Origin of the sequence: Marinobacter persicus (assembly GCF_900114155.1) — a bacterium.
GTDB classification, from domain to species: Bacteria; Pseudomonadota; Gammaproteobacteria; order Pseudomonadales; family Oleiphilaceae; genus Marinobacter; species Marinobacter persicus.
Genome location: NZ_FOSC01000013.1, coordinates 1 through 18,806 on the forward strand (window position 1 = coordinate 1; position 18,806 = coordinate 18,806).

Annotated in this window: 16 protein-coding genes and 1 pseudogene; 8 read left to right on the top strand and 9 right to left on the bottom strand. The window is 61.1% G+C overall.

The genetic code is table 11. The annotated features are described in order from the left end of the window. The 4 genes from BMZ63_RS13900 to BMZ63_RS13910 all read right to left on the bottom strand — a co-directional run. Positions 1 to 327: ectoine synthase (locus tag BMZ63_RS13900; protein ID WP_091706428.1), on the bottom strand; the 327-nt coding region annotated here is incomplete at its 3' end. A gap of 75 nt (positions 328 to 402) precedes the next feature. Beyond that, positions 403 to 642, bottom strand: a complete 240-nt coding sequence (locus BMZ63_RS15035) for a hypothetical protein (protein WP_218141251.1) — start codon at positions 640 to 642, stop codon at positions 403 to 405. Positions 643 to 678: 36 nt separating this feature from the next. Further along, a complete protein-coding gene (locus tag BMZ63_RS15040; protein ID WP_218141252.1) occupies positions 679 to 882 on the bottom strand; it encodes a hypothetical protein in 204 nt (67 codons plus the stop codon). A gap of 293 nt (positions 883 to 1,175) precedes the next feature. Next, on the bottom strand, positions 1,176 to 2,756 hold the full coding sequence (locus BMZ63_RS13910; protein WP_091706507.1) for a phospholipase D family protein: 1,581 nt from the start codon (positions 2,754 to 2,756) through the stop codon (positions 1,176 to 1,178). Between the two features lie 487 nt (positions 2,757 to 3,243). On the opposite strand from BMZ63_RS13910, the pseudogene BMZ63_RS13915 reads away from it, so the two are divergent. Continuing rightward, positions 3,244 to 3,471 (top strand): annotated as a pseudogene (locus BMZ63_RS13915) (phospholipase A); the annotation flags it as partial. A gap of 43 nt (positions 3,472 to 3,514) precedes the next feature. Here the strand turns inward: BMZ63_RS13915 and BMZ63_RS13920 are convergent. Genes BMZ63_RS13920 through BMZ63_RS13930 form a run of 3 tightly spaced genes read right to left on the bottom strand, consistent with a single transcriptional unit; the run spans position 3,515 to position 8,472 of the window. Beyond that, on the bottom strand, positions 3,515 to 4,636 hold the full coding sequence (locus BMZ63_RS13920; RefSeq protein WP_091706430.1) for an ABC transporter permease: 1,122 nt from the start codon (positions 4,634 to 4,636) through the stop codon (positions 3,515 to 3,517). A gap of 3 nt (positions 4,637 to 4,639) precedes the next feature. Continuing rightward, the gene (rbbA, locus tag BMZ63_RS13925) at positions 4,640 to 7,417 is read right to left on the bottom strand and encodes a ribosome-associated ATPase/putative transporter RbbA (RefSeq protein ID WP_091706432.1); all 2,778 of its coding nucleotides are present in this window, start codon (positions 7,415 to 7,417) and stop codon (positions 4,640 to 4,642) included. Then, the gene (locus BMZ63_RS13930) at positions 7,414 to 8,472 is read right to left on the bottom strand and encodes an HlyD family secretion protein (RefSeq protein WP_091706434.1); all 1,059 of its coding nucleotides are present in this window, start codon (positions 8,470 to 8,472) and stop codon (positions 7,414 to 7,416) included. The genes rbbA and BMZ63_RS13930 overlap by 4 nt, the downstream gene beginning before the upstream one ends. 434 nt (positions 8,473 to 8,906) lie before the next feature. On the opposite strand from BMZ63_RS13930, the gene gmk reads away from it, so the two are divergent. The 4 genes from gmk to BMZ63_RS13950 all read left to right on the top strand — a co-directional run bounded on the left by gmk (position 8,907) and on the right by BMZ63_RS13950 (position 12,623). After that, a complete protein-coding gene (gene gmk / locus BMZ63_RS13935) occupies positions 8,907 to 9,539 on the top strand; it encodes a guanylate kinase (protein ID WP_091706435.1) in 633 nt (210 codons plus the stop codon). 100 nt (positions 9,540 to 9,639) lie between these two features. Continuing rightward, entirely contained in the window at positions 9,640 to 9,852 is a 213-nt protein-coding gene (rpoZ, locus tag BMZ63_RS13940; RefSeq protein WP_091706437.1) for a DNA-directed RNA polymerase subunit omega, read from the top strand. Positions 9,853 to 10,020: 168 nt separating this feature from the next. Beyond that, positions 10,021 to 12,165 (top strand): RelA/SpoT family protein, encoded by a 2,145-nt coding sequence (locus BMZ63_RS13945; protein WP_091706509.1) that lies wholly within the window; start codon positions 10,021 to 10,023, stop codon positions 12,163 to 12,165. A 71-nt stretch (positions 12,166 to 12,236) separates the two neighbouring features. Further along, the gene (locus tag BMZ63_RS13950; RefSeq protein WP_091706439.1) at positions 12,237 to 12,623 is read left to right on the top strand and encodes a RidA family protein; all 387 of its coding nucleotides are present in this window, start codon (positions 12,237 to 12,239) and stop codon (positions 12,621 to 12,623) included. Here the strand turns inward: BMZ63_RS13950 and BMZ63_RS13955 are convergent. Beyond that, complete coding sequence (locus BMZ63_RS13955; RefSeq protein ID WP_091706440.1) at positions 12,616 to 13,485, bottom strand: sugar nucleotide-binding protein; 870 nt, start codon at positions 13,483 to 13,485, stop codon at positions 12,616 to 12,618. The genes BMZ63_RS13950 and BMZ63_RS13955 overlap by 8 nt on opposite strands. Positions 13,486 to 13,560: 75 nt before the next feature. Here BMZ63_RS13955 and BMZ63_RS13960 point away from each other — a divergent pair, with 75 nt between their 5' ends. Genes BMZ63_RS13960 through BMZ63_RS13970 form a run of 3 tightly spaced genes read left to right on the top strand, consistent with a single transcriptional unit; the run spans position 13,561 to position 18,011 of the window. After that, positions 13,561 to 14,523, top strand: a complete 963-nt coding sequence (locus BMZ63_RS13960) for a hydrogen peroxide-inducible genes activator (protein WP_091706442.1) — start codon at positions 13,561 to 13,563, stop codon at positions 14,521 to 14,523. 6 nt (positions 14,524 to 14,529) lie between these two features. Further along, positions 14,530 to 16,605, top strand: coding sequence for an ATP-dependent DNA helicase RecG (gene recG / locus BMZ63_RS13965; protein WP_091706443.1), 2,076 nt, complete (start codon positions 14,530 to 14,532; stop codon positions 16,603 to 16,605). Positions 16,606 to 16,643: 38 nt separating this feature from the next. Further along, positions 16,644 to 18,011 (top strand): aminoacyl-tRNA deacylase and HDOD domain-containing protein, encoded by a 1,368-nt coding sequence (locus BMZ63_RS13970; protein WP_091706445.1) that lies wholly within the window; start codon positions 16,644 to 16,646, stop codon positions 18,009 to 18,011. A gap of 186 nt (positions 18,012 to 18,197) precedes the next feature. Here the strand turns inward: BMZ63_RS13970 and BMZ63_RS13975 are convergent, their stop codons facing one another. Continuing rightward, positions 18,198 to 18,656: a DUF2489 domain-containing protein gene (locus tag BMZ63_RS13975; protein ID WP_091706447.1), complete on the bottom strand. Its 459-nt coding sequence runs from the start codon at positions 18,654 to 18,656 to the stop codon at positions 18,198 to 18,200. Positions 18,657 to 18,806: the final 150 nt, after the last annotated feature.

Genomic DNA, 18,806 nt, shown 5'->3' on the forward strand with positions numbered 1-18,806 from the left:
GTTGAAGGCGCAGATCAGGCGCATGTCCTCGGTGCCACCGTACAGGGTGTGCTTGTCGTGGTTGTCCAGGGCGTAGAGGGTACCGTCGGTAATCTCGTGAACTTCACCCGTGGCGAGGTCCTTGATGCGCCCGTTACCGGCAACGCAGTAAACGGCTTCCAGGTGGTGCTTGTACCAGAAAGTGTGCTCGGAGCCTGCCTTGATGATGGTTTCGTGGAAGGAAAATCCCATTTCGTCCTTCTTGAGCAGCAGGCGGCGGCTGGTCCACTGCTTGTCGCTGACTTCACGCTCGGTACCAATGATGTCCTGAACTTTAACGATTTTCATGGGCGTATCTCATGGTTGGTTGGTCAGAATCGGGTGAAACAACTTTCTAGTATAAACATTAGGCATCTATATATTTCAAGCGGCCCTTTCCTCCCGCCACTGGTCATACCCCTCTAGCGCTTCCCGGCTGTCATTGCCCGGTGTGGCCGCTTCGAACGCCGCCGTGAAGCTGTCAACGTAGAGCTGAGACCGACGTTCCAGAGCGATGGAAAGAAGGTTGACGCCAAACGCCCCGCCGAGCTGGCGCACGAAGTTGATTGCGCCGGAGCCCTGACCGAGTAGCGCCCTGAGGGCGCCGGCGTTTAAGTTCAGCATAACGAAACCAAGGCCGATACGCCCCAGCATGATCCACTAGGCGAACAGCCAGAACGAGGTATTAGTATCCACGCCGGTCATCAAAAACGATGACACCGCGAAAACCGCGAGCCCGACCATGACCGTGGCATAGGCCGGCGTCTTGTCGGTCAGCCGCCCCGCAATGGGGAAGACCAGGAAGATCGTCTGCATGGCGAGCGGCTGGAGGATGCCGGCCGCGCCGCCTTGCTGCTCGCCCACGCGCCATGCAGCCTGGTGGCCGTCGAGGACCGGTAGTTGTCAAGGAATATGTCGTAGCGTCTTCATCAAGGTCTTCGCCTGCTAGGCCGAGGAGAACGCCCTTTAAAGCGAGGCCGCCACGGTGGGTAGGATGGCATCATGGCAAAGGGTCTCCATTTGTTACCGTCGCTTTCAGCAGGGGGCGTTCAAACTGTTCAGTGTGAAATGCGCGAACAGGGCTTTCAACCCCACTTGGTCTCTCGCGTGATGATCCCCGACTGAAGCGGTGCTGTCATTGCCAATCGCGGTCGTGCTCACAGCAGCCACTCGATCGGCAGCAGCGACAGCAGGAATACACCGCTGTTCTTCCAGAAGCCGGTATTGGGCTCGCTGTCATGGCGAACGTGTCTTGTTCCCTGTTGCTCGAGCCAATAGAGTTGGCCTTTCTCGCTCAGGCGAACCTCGTAGGCGTAAGCGGGGATCCTGTCGTCGAATGCGGCTGCGATGCTTTGCGCCAGCGTCGGGCTATCAATGACGAAGCCGAGCTCGGTGTTGAGATTGGCTGAACGCGGATCGAAATTGAACGAGCCGATGAATACCCGCTCGCTATCCACCGAGAAGGTCTTGGCATGCAGGCTGGAGCCGGAGCTGCCGAAAGGTCCGGGGCTCTCGTTGCGCTCAGTACCGTGACCGCTGACAGATGGCAGGCTACGCATTTCATAGAGGATGACGCCAGCTTCCAGCAGCGCCTTGCGCCGCTTGGCATAGCCGGCGTGCACGGCCACTACATCCGTGGCGTCTAGGGAGTTGGTCAGGATGCGGACCTTGACGCCGCGTCTGGCCATCGCGCCAAAGGCCTCGGTGCCTGCGGCCGTGGGCACGAAATAAGGCGAGACCAGCGCCACATCCCGGCTCGGCACGCCGATGATTTCTTCGAGTTGGTGGATCAGCAGCCCGGCTTCTTCACTGTCGCCGAGCCCCTTGGCGGGATCATCGCTGACCATGCGGGTAGTGGCCCACTCCAGGGCCAACTGGCCGGCCAACAGTTCATCCACGAAACCCGACTGGCGTACGGCAGTCACGTAGGCCGAGGCGGCGGGGTCGCGTTCGACGCTCGACGCACTCGCAGCCAGTCGATCCAGCCGGCCGCGGTCGGCGGCTGGCAGGATCCGCTCGACAGGATAGGAGGACTCGCTGGCCCAATAGCGGTCGAAGTCGCTGGACACGTCCTCCACCACCGGGCCGACGGCGATCACGTCCAGATCGGCAAACAGCACGCCTTCGGTCGCCCCGAAATATTCATCGCCGACATTGCGCCCGCCAATGATGGTGGCCTGGTTATCGGCGGTGAAGGACTTGTTGTGCATGCGCCGGTTAGCCCGCGAGAAATCGGTCAGATAGCCCAACCACTTGGGGCTGCGTACCACAAAGGGATTGAACAGCCGCACTTCAATGTTGGGATGCGTAGCCAGGGCGGCCAGTTCGCTGTCCAGGCCGGAAGTACCGTTATCATCGAGCAGCAGGCGGACTCGCACGCCTCCCTCGGCGGCGGCATGCAAGGCGCCCAGCAACAGAGTGCCGGTGGTGTCGCCCTGCCAGATATAGTACTGGACATCGAGAGTGCGCTCGGCAGCCTGCGCTAGCAGTACCCGGGCGGCAAAGGCATCGCGTGGGTTCTGTAGCGGCTGGATACCGCTCTTGCCGGGATGTTCTTCCACCCGCGGTGCAATCGCCTGGCCAAGCTGGGTGGCCCTGGCCTCGTCATCGTCCAGCGCTCTGGAAACGCTGCGACCTTCCAGAGCCGGCAGGGTGGTGCACCCCGCCAACAAGCCAAACAAGCAGCACAGTAGAGAGAACCGGATCCTCCCGCCGTGCCTTATGCGCCACTTTGTCATCGGGTTCTCGCAGTCGGGCGAGATGTCTAAGGATACAATGATCAATTCCACTTCAGGCCATTCTTTGGTACAAGTGAATCATAGCCACATTGACCAGAAATGACCAGGAAGCGGCCGAGTTTCGCTTGGGCTGGGTTTAACGCCAAGAAAAAGGCAACCCGACGTGAGCGATTTCTGGCCCAGATGGAACAGGTGGTGCGCCCGATTCCCTTCAAGCGGATGCAGGACCGGCATGGCAAGCGCCCCGAGTTTTAGGACTCAGAAGTCACCTGGTATGTAGCCGATAAGCACGTCAAGCTGTTTAAGGTGCCAGAAGCTCTGTGGTGGCATGGGCCTGATGTACCTGCGCTGGGTTGTGTCAGCCAGCGGTTAAGCTAACATCTGGAACAAGCTGATTTTTATTCTGCTGGCATTGAGCCTGCTGAGGTCTGGATTTGCAGTATTGCCAACACCTGGATCAGCCTACCGCTGCTAATTGAGAGGTCGCTACCACGCGGTTTACAAGCTGACAGAGGATCGCACGTTCTCGCTGGAGCTTTTGAACAATATGCGCTCTACCAATGTACGTCGGTGGAGTTCGGGTACAGTTTCCCGATAGGGGGATACGCTGAAGGGCCTCTTCCAGTGCTACAACGGGTATGGGGAGAGTCTGATTGGTTATAACGAGCGTATTGAGCGGTTTGGCGTGGAGATTATGCTGAATAACTGGCTCTAGGAGTCTGCCCGACGCAACCCCACGCTACCATGCGTCAGGTCCGTCAGGCCATGGTGCTGAGTGTTCGCCGGAAGCGGGTCAGGGCCAAGCCAAAAAGGGTACTCCCGATAACGGCGATGGCCAGAAATTGCGGCCACACGGTGGCGAGGCCCGCGCCACGGTAGAGAATAGCCTGGGCCAGCATTACAAAGTGGGTGTTGGGCGCCGCGAGCATGATGTACTGGACGGCCTCCGGCATGCTCTCGCGCGGCGTCGAGCCCCCGGAGAGCATCTGCAGCGGCAGCAGCACCAGCATCAGCAGCAAGGCGAACTGCGGCATGGACCGGGCGACGGTGCCGAGGAAGATGCCCATTGAGGTGGTCGCGAACAGATGCAGCGCAGTCCCGACCAGGAACAACGCGAGCGAGCCTTCGATCGGCACGGACAACCAACCCTGCACCACCGCAGTCAGTGCGAAGGCGGTGGCGGCAAGGACGACCAGCGCCATCGCCCATACCTTGCTGCTCATGATCTCGAAAGGCGTGACCGGCATGACCAGCAGATGCTCGACGGTGCCGTGCTCGCGCTCGCGTATCAGTGCCGCGCCGGTGAGGACGATGGAGAGCATGGTCACGTTATTGATGACCTGCATGATCGCGCCGAACCATGACTTGTTGAGCTGGGGATTGAAGCGCACCCGCAGTGCCAGATCGACCGGCAACTCCGGAACTTCACGATAACGCTGCACAAAGGTGCGTACCTCATCGCTCACAATGGCCTGGATATAGCCGCTGCCGGTAAACGCCTGGCTCATGCGAGTGGCATCGACGTTGAGCTGGACCGTGGGCCGCTGCCCTGCCAGCAGGTCACGCTGGAAGTTGGGCGGGATGTCGAGGGCGAAGGTGTCGAGGCCGGCATCCATGCGGGCGTCCATCTCGGCCTGGTCGATCACCTCGGGGAGAACAAAGTACGGCGGATAAAAGGCGCTGACGATACGCCAGGACAGTGGCGAGCGATCCTCGTTCACCACCGCGATCGGCGCCTTGTTGAGGGTCTCCGGCATAGCCGTGGCCGCCGTGTAGACGGAAACGGTGAAGGCGTAGACGATCAGCACCAGCATGATCGGGTCGCGGACCAGGCTGCGCAGCTCCTTGACACCGAGATGGCAAATATTGGCAAGGCGCATGGACTATCGCTCCTGTTTTTTGAGCAGCGCGGCGGACAGCCCGATCAGGACCGGTAAGGCCAGCGCCAGCGGGAGAAAGGCGGCATGAAGGTCAGAGAAGTTGAGGGCCTTCGAGAAGGTGCCGCGCGCGATCGTCAGGAAATGCGTGGTCGGGTAGATCTCGCCGATCAGCCGGCCCACCCCTTCCAGGGACGAGACCGGGTCGATCATGCCGGAGAAATTCGCCGCCGGCAGGATGGTGAGCACCGCCGTGCCGAAGATCGCCGCAATCTGGCTGCGCATGAAGGTGGAGATCAGCAGCCCCACGGCCGTGGCGGCACCAACATAGAGCAGCGCACCCGCCGCCAGCGTCAGGAAGCTGCCCTTCAGCGGCACGCCGAAGACGGTCACCGCCAGCAGCGTGAGCAGCAGAAAGCTCAGGAAGGACAGGACCACGTAAGGGAACTGCTTGCCGATCAGAAATTCGAGCCGCGTGGTCGGCGTGACGTAGAAGTTGGTGATCGAGCCGAGTTCCTTCTCGCGCACCACGCTGAGCGCCGCAAGCATGGCCGGGATCAGCATGAGCAGCAGCGGGATCACCGCCGGTACCATCGCCACCAGGCTCTTGACGTCCGGGTTATAGCGGAACCGGGTCTCGATATTGACGAGCCCCGCCACAGCCTCGCCGTAGCCGGCCTCGCGCGCCCTGGTCGCCAGCCAGTGGGCGTGAATTCCCTGCACATAGCCGCGGACGGTCTCGCCCCGTGTCGGCATGGCGCCGTCGATCCAGGCGCCGATCTCGACCCGCCGGCCCCGGGCGATGTCGCGCGCGAAGCCCGGCGGGATCTCGATCGCCAGACTGATGTCGCCTTCGCGCATTCGCCGGTCAAGATCGGCATAATCGGTGATCGGCGGCCGCTCGACGAAGTACCGGGAGCCGCTGAGGTTGAGCGTATAGTCGCGGCTGACGGTGGTCTGGTCGCGATCCAGCACCGCAAAGGTGAGATCCTCAACATCGAGGCTGATCCCATAGCCCATCACGAACATGAGGATGACGCTGCCGAGCAGCGCCAGCGTTAGCCGGATGGGATCGCGGCGCAGCTCCAACCCTTCACGCCGGGCGTGGCTGATCATGCGCCGGGGATCGAACATGCGCCGCCAGCCCTGAGGTTCGCGATGACCTCCCGACGCGTTAACCGTATCGAGCGACGCTGTTTGCTCCTCTCCCGCTTCGCCCTCCCCCGACGCCTCCTCCAGATGCGCGACGAATGCCTCTTCCAGGGTCTCTGCGCCCCGCTGCTGTACGATATTCGCCGGCGTATCGGTAACCAGCACCCGGCCCGCATGCATCAGCGAGATGCGGTCGCAGCGCTCAGCCTCGTTCATGAAGTGGGTGGAGATGAAGATGGTCACCCCGTCACGGCGCGACAGCTCGACCAGCCTGCGCCAGAAAGCGTCGCGCGCCACCGGGTCGACACCTGAGGTAGGCTCGTCGAGGATCAGCATCTCGGGCTTGTGGATCATGGCCACCGCCAGCGACAGGCGCTGGCGAATGCCCAGTGGCAGCTTGTCCGGCAGGGTGTCGATCACCGTGGCCAGATCGAATCGCTCGACCATCTCGTCCGCCCGCCCTGGAATCTCGGCGGCGGGCACGTGGAACAGCCGGGCGTGCAGCTCCAGGTTCTGACGCACCGTCAGCTCGGTATACAGCGAGAAGGACTGCGACATGTAGCCGACGCGGCGACGGGTCGCGAGGTCGTGCGGGTCCACCTCGTGTCCGAACAGCCAGGCCCGGCCTTCACTCGGCGGCAGAAGGCCGGTCAGCATCTTCATGGTCGTGGTCTTGCCGCAGCCGTTGGAGCCGAGAAAACCGAAGATCTCACCCCGTGGGACACGCAGGTTCACATGATCGACCGCGGTGAACTCGCCGAAGCGCATGGTCAGATCCCGGGCCTCGATGGCGGCATCGCCATCGTCTTCCGGCCGCGGCGGAATCTCAACGGCCCGATAATCCCGGCGCTTGTCTTCCGGCAGCAGCCGGATGAAGGCTGCCTCCAGCGACTCCGCTCCCGTGCTGTGCAGCAGGCCTTCGGGCGTGTCGCTGGCCAGCACCCGCCCATCGTCCATCGCCGCGAGCCAGTCGAAACGTGCCGCCTCCTCCATATAGGCGGTGGCCACCAGCACACTCATGCCGGGCCGGGAACGACGGATGCCGGCGATCAACTCCCAGAACTGGCGTCGTGAGAGGGGGTCGACACCGGTGGTCGGCTCGTCGAGGATGAGCAGGTCCGGGTCGTGGATCAGCGCGCAGCAGAGGCCGAGCTTCTGCTTCATCCCGCCGGATAGCTTGCCCGCCGCCCGATCGAGAAACGGCCTGAGCCCTGTGGCCCCGGTCAGCGCATCAATGCGGCGCGCCCGTTCGCCGCCGTCATGCCCAAACAGGCGCCCGAAGAAGTCGAGGTTCTCGGACACCGTGAGTGTCGGATAGAGGTTCCGCCCCAGGCCCTGCGGCATGTAGGCGATGCGCGGGCCGACTCCGCGGCGATGGTGCGCATCAGCCATGTCGCCGCCGAGCACCGCGACCTGTCCCGTCTGGACCGCGCGGGCGCCGGCGACCAGCGCCAGCAGGCTCGACTTGCCGACCCCGTCCGGGCCGATCAGCCCGGCCATGCAGCCCGCCGGGATATCGATGGTAACCTCGTCGAGCGCACGCACCTTGCCGTAGCGCAGGGACACATCCCGCAGGCGGGCAACCGGCGCGCCCCCGCCATCCTCGATCTGTGCATGCACATCACGGCTCACTGCGGCAGTCTCGTCTGCAGTTCAGGCGGCCAATCCACCCGCGGGTCGAGCTGCACATAGGCCATGCCCGGCAGGCCGGTCTTGACCTGGAGGAGGTGCTCCCTGAGCAGGTCCGGGGCGATCCGCGCCTTGATGCGGAACATCAGCTTCTGGCGCTCTTCTTGCGTCTCCACCGTCTTGGGTGTGAACTGCGCGACGTCCGCGACGAAGGAGATTTCGGTCGGGATCACGTATTGCGGGGCGGCGTCGAGCACGAGCCGCGCCTCGGCCCCGAGTGCGATCCGCCCGGCCTGTTCCGTCGGCAGGAAGAATGTCATGTACACATCGGTGAGATCGACCATGTTCAGTACCACGCCGCCCGGGGAGAGGACTTCGCCAGGCTGGGCGACGCGGTACTGGACACGCCCGTCACGCGGCGATTTCAGTACGCTGTCGTCGATATCCGCCTGAATGCGCTGGAGGGTGGCCCGCGCCGCCTCTACCGAGGCCTCCGCAGCAATGACATCCGACCTGGCCCGCCCTATGGCGGCTTGCGCGGCCGCCGCCTGCGCCTCCGCGGCACCGACCGCAGCCTTCGCCGCCGCGGCCGCGGCACGGTCGTCATCGAGCTGCGCCTCGGAGGCGGCATTTTTTGAGGCGAGCTCCCGGGTGCGGGCAAGCCGTTTTTGCGCGGCGTCGAGCTCGGCCTTCCTCTGGGCTATAAACGCCTCGGCGGCCTGCTTCTCGGCCTCGCGCTGGGTCACCAGGCTTTGCGCGGTCTCGATGCCGATGAGCGCCCGTTGCAACTGCGCCTCGGCCTCCCGGAGCTGCGCCTCCAGGACGGCCGTGTCCATTTTCGCCAAGACCTGGCCGGCGCGGACGAAGTCGCCCTCGTTGACCAGGATCTCCCGGATCCGGCCTGCGGTCCTGGCCGCGATATCGATCTCGACCGCCTCGATCCGGCCGTTTCCGGCGGCGAATCCGTCGGGCAAGTCCTGCGGTTGAAAATGCCACCAAGCCCAAACGCCCAGCGCAATGACAATCGCAGCGGCGACGCCTCGAATACCTGCTTTCATGAATTTTTTCACGTCTTGGATTGCTCCACGCCAGTTGGCTCACTCATTCTTGACCATTGAATTCAGGCTGAGCGCGATCTTTGTAGACCCACATCTTAAGCTATACCTTACGCACGAATCACAGCAATTAGGCTGACCCACATCATTTTAACAAATCTCCGGGCGAGATTCCCAGTTTCCCTATTATCCCAGTTTATAATCATGGGTAGTAACTACGCGGACTGCTCAGAGATAGAGTTTCTATCCATGGGTAGTAAAATGGGTAGTATTGAGCGGCGATGGCTGTGAAAAATACACCAAGTAACTGTTTATAAATGCTTTTTAATTTTTATTCGTCGAGCAGGTGCAGAACCTGGAATGACCGCAGGCCGGGATGCGAACCCGGGGCAAAGCCCGTATAATCGCGCGTTTTCTGATCGGGGAGAGAGCACATCATGAAGCAGGCCGGCGAGCAGGGTACCTTGTACGTGATTTCCGCACCCTCCGGGGCAGGCAAAACCAGCCTGGTGGGGGAAATGTTGCGCAAGGACCCCGGGCTGGGCGTGTCCATCTCCCATACCACGCGCCCCATGCGTGAAGGCGAACAGGATGGCGTGAACTACCATTTTGTCAGCCGGGACGAGTTCGAGGCGATGATTGCCCGGGGCGATTTCCTGGAGCACGCTGACGTTTTCGGCAATTACTACGGCACCTCCCAGGTGTGGGTGCGGGAGACGCTGGCCACCGGCCAGGATGTAATCCTGGAAATCGACTGGCAGGGCGCCGAGCAGGTGCGCCGGCTGATTCCCGAGTGTGTGGGTATCTTTATTGTGCCGCCGTCCGCCGCCGTGTTGCGTGAACGGCTGGTGGGCCGTGGCACCGATGCACCAGAGGTGATTGAACGCCGCCTGGCCGAAGCCGCCGAGGAATGCCGGCACGCGGTGGAGTTTGATTACCTGGTGGTGAACGATGACTTCGACCAGGCGCTGGGCGAGTTGCTCAGTATTGTGCGCAGCCAGCGTTTGAGAATGGATGTACAGAAACTGCGTCACGCGCAATTGCTGGCTGGCCTGGCCGGCGGCCTGTAACCGGAGCCTTTTCCTGGACCGGTTTTCTGTATACAAAGTGAGCCGCGGGTATTACACTACGCGGTCTTTCATCAGTGTTTGTTGAGTTTCGGGGAACATAATGGCACGAGTTACCGTTGAAGATTGTCTGGAAAACGTTGATAACCGCTTTCAGCTGGTTATGCTGGCCACCAAGCGCGCCCGCCAGATTTCCACCAAAGGTGCCGAGCCGATGGTGCCGGAAGAAAATGATAAGCCGACAGTCATCGCGCTGCGTGAAATTGCCGAAGGCAAGATCACCCGCGATCTGCTGACCGAGCAGGAAGAAGATTAAAGCAGTGCGCCTGCGCCCGGCCTGAAGCGGGAGCGTGGGAAAAGCATTGAAATATCCCTCCGCAGTTTATAGTGTATTCTATAGTAACCTGCCGGAAGGACACGGAAAGCCCGGATGCATGCATTCGGGCTTTTTTCGTTCCGGCGTTCAGAGATTGACGGAGGCGCGGTGTCGGCAGAGGCAACGGTAGAAGACCTGACCCCGGTGTTGGGTGCTTATCTGGATAACAATCGCATCAATCAGGTGCGAAGGGCGTACTATTACGCCGAACAGGCCCATGAGGGCCAGATGCGCAAAAGCGGCGACCGCTACATTACCCACCCGCTGGCCGTGGCCGGCATACTTGCCAACCTGAAGCTTGACCACCAAAGCCTGATGGCGGCCATGCTTCACGATGTCATCGAAGATACCGGCATTCCCAAAGACGCACTGTCGGAACAGTTCGGCGACGATGTGGCCGAACTGGTGGATGGCGTCTCCAAGCTCACCCAGATTGAATTTCGCACCCGCGCCGAAGCCCAGGCTGAAAACTTCCAGAAAATGACCCTGGCCATGGCCCGGGACATCCGGGTCATTCTGGTGAAACTGGCCGACCGCTTGCACAATATGCGCACGCTCGGCCCCATGCCGTACGAGAAGCGCCTGCGCATTGCCACCGAAACCCTGGATATCTACGCGCCCATTGCCCACCGGCTGGGCATGCATTCCATTTGCACCGAACTGGAAGACCTGGGTTTTTCCTCTCTGTACCCCATGCGTTCGAAATACATCGCCAAGGCGTTGGACAAGCTGCGGGGTAGCCACCGGGAGATCATTGAAGACATTCGCGGCAAACTGGAAGAAAAACTGAAGGAGCGTGGGCTGCCCGGCAAAATCATGGGCCGGGAAAAACACCTGAACTCTATCTACAACAAGATGAAGTTCAAGCATAAATCCTTCCATGAAATCATGGACGTGTACGCCTTCCGCATCATTACCGAAACCGAGGACGACTGTTATCGCATCCTTGGCGTGGTGCACAGCCTTTACAAACCACTGCCGGGGCGGTTCAAGGATTACATCGCCATGCCCAAGGCCAACGGCTATCAGTCGTTGCACACCACCCTGTTCGGCATGCATGTGAACATCGAAATCCAGATCCGTACCGAGGAAATGGAACACATTGCCAATAACGGCATTGCCGCCCACTGGATGTACAAGAACGAAGAATCCGGTGTGACCACCATCAATCAGGCGCGGGTCGATAAGTGGGTCAAGGGGCTGATGGAAATCCAGGAGCGCGCGGACGACTCCATGGAATTCATCGAGCATGTGAAGGTCGACCTGTTCCCGGATGAGGTCTATGTGTTCACGCCCAAGGGGCGGATCATGGAGTTGCCCGGTGGTGCCACCCCGGTGGATTTTGCCTATGCGATTCACACCGATATCGGTAACGCGGCAGTGGCCTGCCGGATCAACCGCAACCTGGCGTCGTTAAGCCAGCCGCTGCAGAGCGGCCAGACGGTGGAAATCATCACCGCTCCTGGTGCCCGGCCGAATCCGGCCTGGTTGAGTTTTGTGGTCACCGGTAAGGCCCGCAGCAGTATTCGCCATGCCCTGAAAACCCGCGAGCGGGCGGAATCACTGGAACTGGGTCGTACCCTGCTGAAGCGCTCTCTGAAAGGCTTTGGTGCCAAGCTGAGCGATATCAGCGAAGCCCAGCGCCAGTTGGTGGTCAACCACAACCAGGTCAACAGCTTTGACGATCTGGTCAGCGATATTGGCCTGGGCAACCGGATGGCCTACCTGGTGGCCAGGCAACTGGTATCGGGTGGCGAGGCGATGGAGGAAGGCCCTGCCAACCTGGAGAACACCGGCGACGGCAAGGCCGGCCCGGTAACCATTCGCGGCACAGAAGGCCTGCTGGTGAAGTTCGCCTCCTGCTGCAAGCCGATTCCGGGCGATCCGGTGGTGGGCGTGATGGACTCTGGCAACGGCATGGTGATTCACTCGGATACCTGCTCGAAGCTGCCGGAAGACGACGAAGGCCGGGCGCGCCTGACCCACCTGAAGTGGGCCAAGGACATTACCGATGAGTTCTCGGTCGAGCTGCGTGTGGAGCTCGAGCGCCAGCGCGGCGTGATTGCCGAGGTGGCCAACGCGGTGGCTATGGCCGACGGCAACATCGAGCGTATCGGGGTGGAAGAACAGAATGCCAAGTTCGGTGTGGTCAGCCTGGTGGTGCATGTGAACGGTCGCCGACACCTTGCACGGGTGATGCGCCGGGTGCGCAACATTCGGGCGGTGACCCAGATAAACCGGGTACGGCACTGACTTCCGGCGGTTGACAGTCGCGCCAACAAAGGGCGACGATTGGCGTTTTGGCAAAGAGGAAACTGAAGGTCATGACCAACAAATCTGTTATCCAGACCGAAAACGCCCCGCAGGCGATTGGTACCTACTCCCAGGCGGTGAAAGCCGGAGATACCGTGTATCTGTCTGGCCAGATTCCGCTGGACCCGGAAACCATGGAAGTGGTGGCGGGCGACTTCGCCGCCAAGACCCGGCAGGTGTTCGAGAACCTGAAGGCCGTGTGTGAAGCCGCCGGCGGCGAGCTCAAGGACATCGTCAAGCTGAACATCTACATGACCGACCTGGCCAATTTCGCCACGGTCAATGAAATCATGGCCACCTATTTCCAGGAGCCCTATCCGGCCCGCGCTGCCGTGGGTGTGGCAGCGCTGCCCAAAGACGTGCCGGTGGAAATGGAAGCGGTAATGGTGCTCAGCTGAGGTTGCTGATCATCTCCCGGTATCCGGCCTTGTAGTCCGGGTACCGGAACTGAAAGCCGCTGTCGAGCAGGCGCTGGTTGTTGCAGCGCTTGCTACCGGCCCGCCCGCCTTTTCTCGCTCCTTCCACAGGTTCCTTGCATGGCACCTGCTGTCGAACCCAGTCAACCACTTCATCCAGCCGCACCGGCTGGCAATCACTGGCGATATACAGATCCTCAATGGTTTTGCCGGCAAGCGCCTGCCCTGCCAGCCAGGCGATGGCATTGGCGGCATCCACCTCATGAATGCGATTGCTGAACGGTGCCGGCGGCTGTGGGTTCATGCGCCCCTCCAGCACTTCTTCCAGGAAACGCTGGCGGGTGGGGCCGTAAATACCGCTGAAACGGACCACGGTTGCCGGATGGATACTCTCCAGCGCCGTCTGTTCGCCCTGGCGTATTTGCTGGCCGGTAAACCGGTCGGGTTCGGCCGGGCCGGTCTCATCCACCCAGCTGTCATCGTCCTGGGCATAAACGCTGGTGCTGCTGACAAAAAACAGGCGGGTCAGCGGGCGTTCGCCAATGGCGACCAGCAGGTTCTGCAATCCGGTTACATAGGCCTGATGATAACCCTGCTCGCTGTAGTCAGATGGTGTCAGGCAGTAGACCACCACATCCAGGTTGTCGGGCAGTTTGCCGTTCAGGGTCTCCGGCTTGCTCAGGTCGGCGCCAATGCCGGTAATGCCTTCGGGCACGTTGCCGGGATTGCGGCGCAGGCCATACACAGTCGCCTGTTTGGCCAGTTCACAAGCGATGGCGCCGCCTAGCTTGCCGCAACCGGCGACCAGTATTTTTGCGGATGGGTTCGGGTATGTCCTTGTCATAGACAATTTCAATCCTTATGCTTTGGCTGATAAAGTATGTGAAACTCTATTTCGTTTCAGTTGCCGGAGCTCACCATGACTCTCACCGAGTTACGATACGTTGTTACTCTCGCCCGGGAAAGGCATTTTGGTCGCGCCGCAGAGCGCTGTCATGTCAGTCAGCCCACCCTCAGTGTGGCGGTAAAGAAACTGGAAGATGAACTGGGTATTCCCCTGTTCGAGCGCAGTAAGAGCAGTATTCGGGTCACCGAAACCGGTCAGCGCATCATTGAGCAGGCCCAGCGTGTGCTGGATCAGGTGGGTGTGATCCGCGACATGGCCCAGGATGGCAAGAACCAGCTGAACTCGCCGCTGAAAGTGGGCGCCATTTATACCATCGGGCCGTACCTGTTCCCGCACCTGTTGCCGGAACTGCGCCGCGCCGCCCCGGACATGCCCCTCTACATCGAGGAAAACTACACCGCCAATCTGCGCCAGAAACTCCGGCATTCCGACCTGGACGCGATTATTGTCGCACTGCCGTTCGATGAGCCCGAAGTGGTCACGCTGCCACTGTACGATGAGCCGTTCGTCGTGCTGCTGCCGGCGGACCATCCGTTGACGGAAAAAGACGAGATCACCGCCGAGGAAATGTCCAAGGAGCAGCTGTTGCTCCTGGGGCCGGGCCACTGCTTCCGTGACCAGGTGCTGGAAAGCTGCCCGCCGCTGGTGGACGCCATTACCCACCGTTCCGACGGTGGTCAGCCGCAGCTGGTCACCGAAGGCAGCTCGCTGGAAACCATCCGCCACATGGTTGCCTCCGGCCTTGGCATCACCGTGCTGCCGCTGTCGGCGGCCACCGCAATCAAATACCAGGAAGACATCCTGGCGGTTCGTCCCTTTGCGCCTCCGGTGCCGTTCCGTACCGTGGCCCTGGCCTGGCGTGTTACCTTCCCGCGGCCCAAGGCCATTGATGTGCTGTCGCTGGCGGCCAGCCAGTGCCGGGTGATTGAAAAGGCCAAAGACGCCACGCCGACGACGGCCGCCAAGAGCGCCTGATCTTTCATGGCGTCGCTGGAGGATATCTGCGTCACCGAGCTCAAGGGCGTGGGCCAGGCGCTTGCCGACAAGCTCGCCAAACTGGGCATCCGCTCGGTGCAGGACCTTCTGTTCCACCTGCCGTACCGGTACGAGGACCGCACCCGCATTGTGCCTATTGGCAGTCTGCGGGTGGGCGATGTGGCCGTGGTGGAAGGCGAGGTGATGAAAGCCGACCTGGTGATGGGTCGCCGGCGCAGCCTGCAGGTGACCTTGAAAGATGACAGCGGTTTTCTGGCGTTGCGCTTTTTCCACTTCAATGCCGCGCAGAAAAACCAGCTGGCCGAAGGTGCGCGGGTGCGCTGCTTTGGTGAGGTTCGCCCGGGCAGGGCGGGCTTCGAGTTTTACCATCCCGAGTACCAGGTAAACCCGCCGCCCATGCCCCCGGCCGAACAGGCCACGCTCACGCCCGTCTACCCCCTCACCGAAGGCATCCAGCAGCCCCGTGTACGCAGCTTGTGCAAGCAGGCTCTTGGGTTCCTGCGCCGGTTCCCGATCAGGGACTGGCTGCCTTCGGAACTGCTCGCGGATTATCAGTTACCGGGCATTACCGAAGCCGTGCGCCTGGTGCATTCGCCACCGGCCGGCTCACCGGTTCATTTGCTGGTGGAGGGAAAGCACCCCGCCCAGCAGAGGCTGGTCATGGAAGAACTGCTGGCCCACCAACTGAGTCTTTTGCAGGTCCGTGAACAGATCCAGGCTCGCGAGGCCTTGCCACTGTTGCCTGCCGGAGACCTGGCCGAGCGTTTTCTGGATCAGTTGCCTTTCACGCTGACCGGTGCCCAGAAGCATGTGATGGCCGACATTCGCCAGGATCTGAGCCAGCCCCTGCCCATGCTGCGGCTGGTACAGGGCGATGTGGGCTCCGGCAAAACCGTGGTGGCGGCGCTGGCGGCCTTGCAGGCTATCGGTGCCGGCGCTCAGGTGGCGCTGATGGCGCCCACCGAAATTCTGGCCGAGCAGCACTACCAGAATTTCCGTAACTGGCTGGAGCCCTTGGGTATCGAGCTGGCCTGGATCTCCGGCAAGGTCAAGGGCCGGGCCCGGCAAGCGGCGCTGGAGGCCGTGGCCGAGGGCCGGGCGCAGGTGGTGATCGGCACCCACGCGCTGTTTCAGAATGATGTTGTCTTCCAGCGACTGGCTCTGGTGATTGTCGACGAGCAACACCGTTTTGGCGTACACCAGCGCCTGGCCCTGCGCGAGAAAGGCGTGGGTGGCACCCTGGCGCCGCATCAGCTGATCATGACCGCCACGCCCATTCCCCGAACCCTGGCCATGAGTGCGTATGCGGACCTGGATACCTCGGTGATTGATGAGCTACCTCCGGGCCGCAAACCCATCGAAACCGTGGTGGTGCCGGACACCCGGCGCGACGACATCATCGAGCGGGTTCGCAAAGCCTGCCGGGAGGGGCGCCAGGCCTATTGGGTATGTACCCTGATTGAGGAGTCCGAGGCGCTTCAGTGTCAGGCGGCGGAAGTGACCGCCCAGGAGCTGGCGGAACGCCTGCCAGACCTGAAAACCGGGCTGGTGCACGGGCGCCTGAAAGCCGCCGAGAAAGCCGAGGTAATGGAGCGCTTCAAGAACGGTGAGCTGGATTTGCTGGTGGCCACCACGGTGATCGAAGTGGGGGTGGATGTGCCCAACGCCTCGCTGATCATCATTGAAAACCCCGAACGGTTGGGGCTGGCCCAGTTGCACCAGTTGCGCGGCCGTGTCGGCCGGGGCGAACAGGAGAGTTTCTGCGTATTGCTCTATCATCCGCCCTTGTCGAACAATGGCAAGGCGCGCCTGCAGGCGTTGCGCGACAGTCAGGACGGGTTTTTCATTGCCGAAAAAGACCTGGAAATCCGGGGGCCGGGAGAGGTGCTGGGCACCCGGCAGACTGGCATGATGCAGTTCCGACTGGCAGACTTTGAAAGGGACAAGGGCTGGATCGAGCCGGTGCGGGAGATGGCGCCGGGGCTGATGCAGCAACCCGCAACTGTTCAGGCACTGATCCGCCGCTGGCTGGGTGAGAAGATCCGCTACGGCGACGTATAACTCGCGGCACACAGTGCCGCTCTCGAGGTGACCGCACTATGCAACTGCCCGTTATGATCAAACAGGCCCTGGCCGAGCAGTCCTCGGCGGTGTCCTTGCGGGATATCCGCCAGGTGGATCCGAGCCATGTGCTGCGTATGGTTCTGTTGTCAGATTCCGAAGGCAAGCTGCAGGTTATCTGCCGGCGCGATGATCTGCTGGACCTGGCCACCCTCAACAAACGCCTTGGGCGGGACCTGCGCATGATGCCGATCGGGGAGCAGGTGCGGGTTCGCCAGAAAGTCGGTCTGACCGAATTGCCCGCGCTGCCGGGATTAACCGGTTGGCCGCTGGTTATTGACCCGAGCGTGGATGAGCTGGATTACGTGGCGCTGCCCCTGGCCGATCTGTCGCTGGCCATGGTGCTGCCCATCGATGATTTTACCCAGTTGACGGCCAGTGGCCGCCGGAAAAGCTTTGCGGTTGATACCCGCTCCATTCCGGTGAATCTCGACAACCCGGCGGCTGACCGGGATCAGCTGCATTCGGCGATTAACCGCTTCACCGGCCTGCGTATCCAGCAACGCCTGGAAGACACCCTGGAACTGCCACCCCTGCCGGAAACCGCCCAGCGGATCATTCACTTGCGGGTGAATCCCAATGCCGTGATGGGAGATCTGGTGGATGTGGTGGAAAGCGATCCAAGCCTGGCCGCGCAGGTGGTCAGTTGGGCATCCTCCTCGTTTTATGCCGCCGCCGGGCAGGTGCGTTCGGTCTATGACGCCGTTTCACGGGTCCTGGGCTTTGACCTGGTGATGAACCTGGCCATGGGGCTGGCCCTGGGGCGGGCCTTGCGTCAGCCTTCGGATCACCCGGATGGCTACGTGGATTACTGGCAGCAGGCTATCTGGCAGGCGCAGTCGGCGGGCATTCTCGCCGGAATGATGCGTGGCCCGCGCCGGCCGGTATTTGGCCTGGCCTATCTGGCCGGTTTGCTGCACAACTTTGGTCACCTGGTGCTGGCACAGGTGTTTCCGCCCCATTTTCGTCTGGTGTGTCGCTCGCTTGAGGTGAACCCGGACATCGATTCAAGTGTTATCGAACATCAGTTGCTGGGGGTAACCCGCGAGCAGATCGCTGCCCGCCTGATGGACAACTGGGGGATGCCGGAGGAAGTTGGCGCCGCTATCCGTTACCAGAAAAATCCTGAATATGACGGCGAGCATGCGGCTTACGCCCGTGTGCTTTGGCTGGGACGACAGTTGCTGACCGAGAGAGGCATTGCTCTGGGTGCTGGTGAAGCGGTGCCGGATGCCGTTTTTGGTGAATTGGGACTCAACCGGGATAAAGTGGAAGAGCGGTTTGACGGCCTGGTGAGTAACAAAGACAGCGTGATGGCGATCGCCGGCATGATGAGCCTGGGCTGAACATAAAAAGGCCGGCGCAAGGGCCGGCCAGTGTCACCCGGGGTCTGCAGTGTCGTCCAAACTTATCAGGAGAAAACAGGACAACTGTAAAACAGCAGTTGCAAGCAATGTCAGAGGTTCATCCGATGCAATAATCAACCTCTGATTAAAATATAGTCGACTGTCGCGAAAAATAAAGTGAATGGATCAATTGAATGGGTGATGCCGAATCAGTGCGGCCGCTTCCCTGATTTCATCCGCGTGTTCTTCTTCCACGGCAAAGCGTTCTTCATCCAGTTTCCGTAACGTTTCGGAATCGGTGTTCAAACGCGCCCGATGGGTGGGCATGTGGCTGATCTTGTCGTGTACCTGCTGAAATACACGATACTTCGGGTCCTCCAGCAATTCGGGTTCGACATGTTCCAACAAGCCTTTCAGACGCAGGCAGGCCTCAGAATATTCCACCTGTTTAGCCTCAACCGCCATGGCGACCAGACGAATACTCTCCACCATTTCCTGCCGGCGCCGGGCCTGAAACTCCTCGGTTTTTCTCTGACGCAGGCGGTGTTCGGAAAGGATGCGGGACTGGCGCCAGATATAGAATAAAAGCACACCGATGACCACGAGTGCGATGGCGATGAACACGAGTTGAAGGCCGCGGGGCATGCCTGGTCTCCTTGCCTGGGAGTCGAATGAGTGGTGTAAAAAAGAGTGACACTACCACTATCTCAGTTCGGATAGCACGTTTAATGTGGCAGTTGGCGCAGGGCCTTGCAATAAGGGTTAACCATGGAGGGTATGGCAAAAGCGTCGGCC

Excerpts from the sequence above, each read along its gene's own strand:
- BMZ63_RS15035 (WP_218141251.1), bottom strand. The coding sequence starts at position 642 with ATGCTGAACTTAAACGCCGGCGCCCTCAGGGCGCTACTCGGTCAGGGC.
- BMZ63_RS13910 (WP_091706507.1), bottom strand. The coding sequence starts at position 2,756 with ATGACAAAGTGGCGCATAAGGCACGGCGGGAGGATCCGGTTCTCTCTA.
- BMZ63_RS13920 (WP_091706430.1), bottom strand. The coding sequence starts at position 4,636 with ATGCGCCTTGCCAATATTTGCCATCTCGGTGTCAAGGAGCTGCGCAGC.
- BMZ63_RS13930 (WP_091706434.1), bottom strand. The coding sequence starts at position 8,472 with ATGAAAGCAGGTATTCGAGGCGTCGCCGCTGCGATTGTCATTGCGCTG.
- gmk (WP_091706435.1), top strand. The coding sequence starts at position 8,907 with ATGAAGCAGGCCGGCGAGCAGGGTACCTTGTACGTGATTTCCGCACCC.
- rpoZ (WP_091706437.1), top strand. The coding sequence starts at position 9,640 with ATGGCACGAGTTACCGTTGAAGATTGTCTGGAAAACGTTGATAACCGC.
- BMZ63_RS13950 (WP_091706439.1), top strand. The coding sequence starts at position 12,237 with ATGACCAACAAATCTGTTATCCAGACCGAAAACGCCCCGCAGGCGATT.
- BMZ63_RS13955 (WP_091706440.1), bottom strand. The coding sequence starts at position 13,485 with ATGACAAGGACATACCCGAACCCATCCGCAAAAATACTGGTCGCCGGT.
- BMZ63_RS13960 (WP_091706442.1), top strand. The coding sequence starts at position 13,561 with ATGACTCTCACCGAGTTACGATACGTTGTTACTCTCGCCCGGGAAAGG.
- recG (WP_091706443.1), top strand. The coding sequence starts at position 14,530 with ATGGCGTCGCTGGAGGATATCTGCGTCACCGAGCTCAAGGGCGTGGGC.
- BMZ63_RS13970 (WP_091706445.1), top strand. The coding sequence starts at position 16,644 with ATGCAACTGCCCGTTATGATCAAACAGGCCCTGGCCGAGCAGTCCTCG.
- BMZ63_RS13975 (WP_091706447.1), bottom strand. The coding sequence starts at position 18,656 with ATGCCCCGCGGCCTTCAACTCGTGTTCATCGCCATCGCACTCGTGGTC.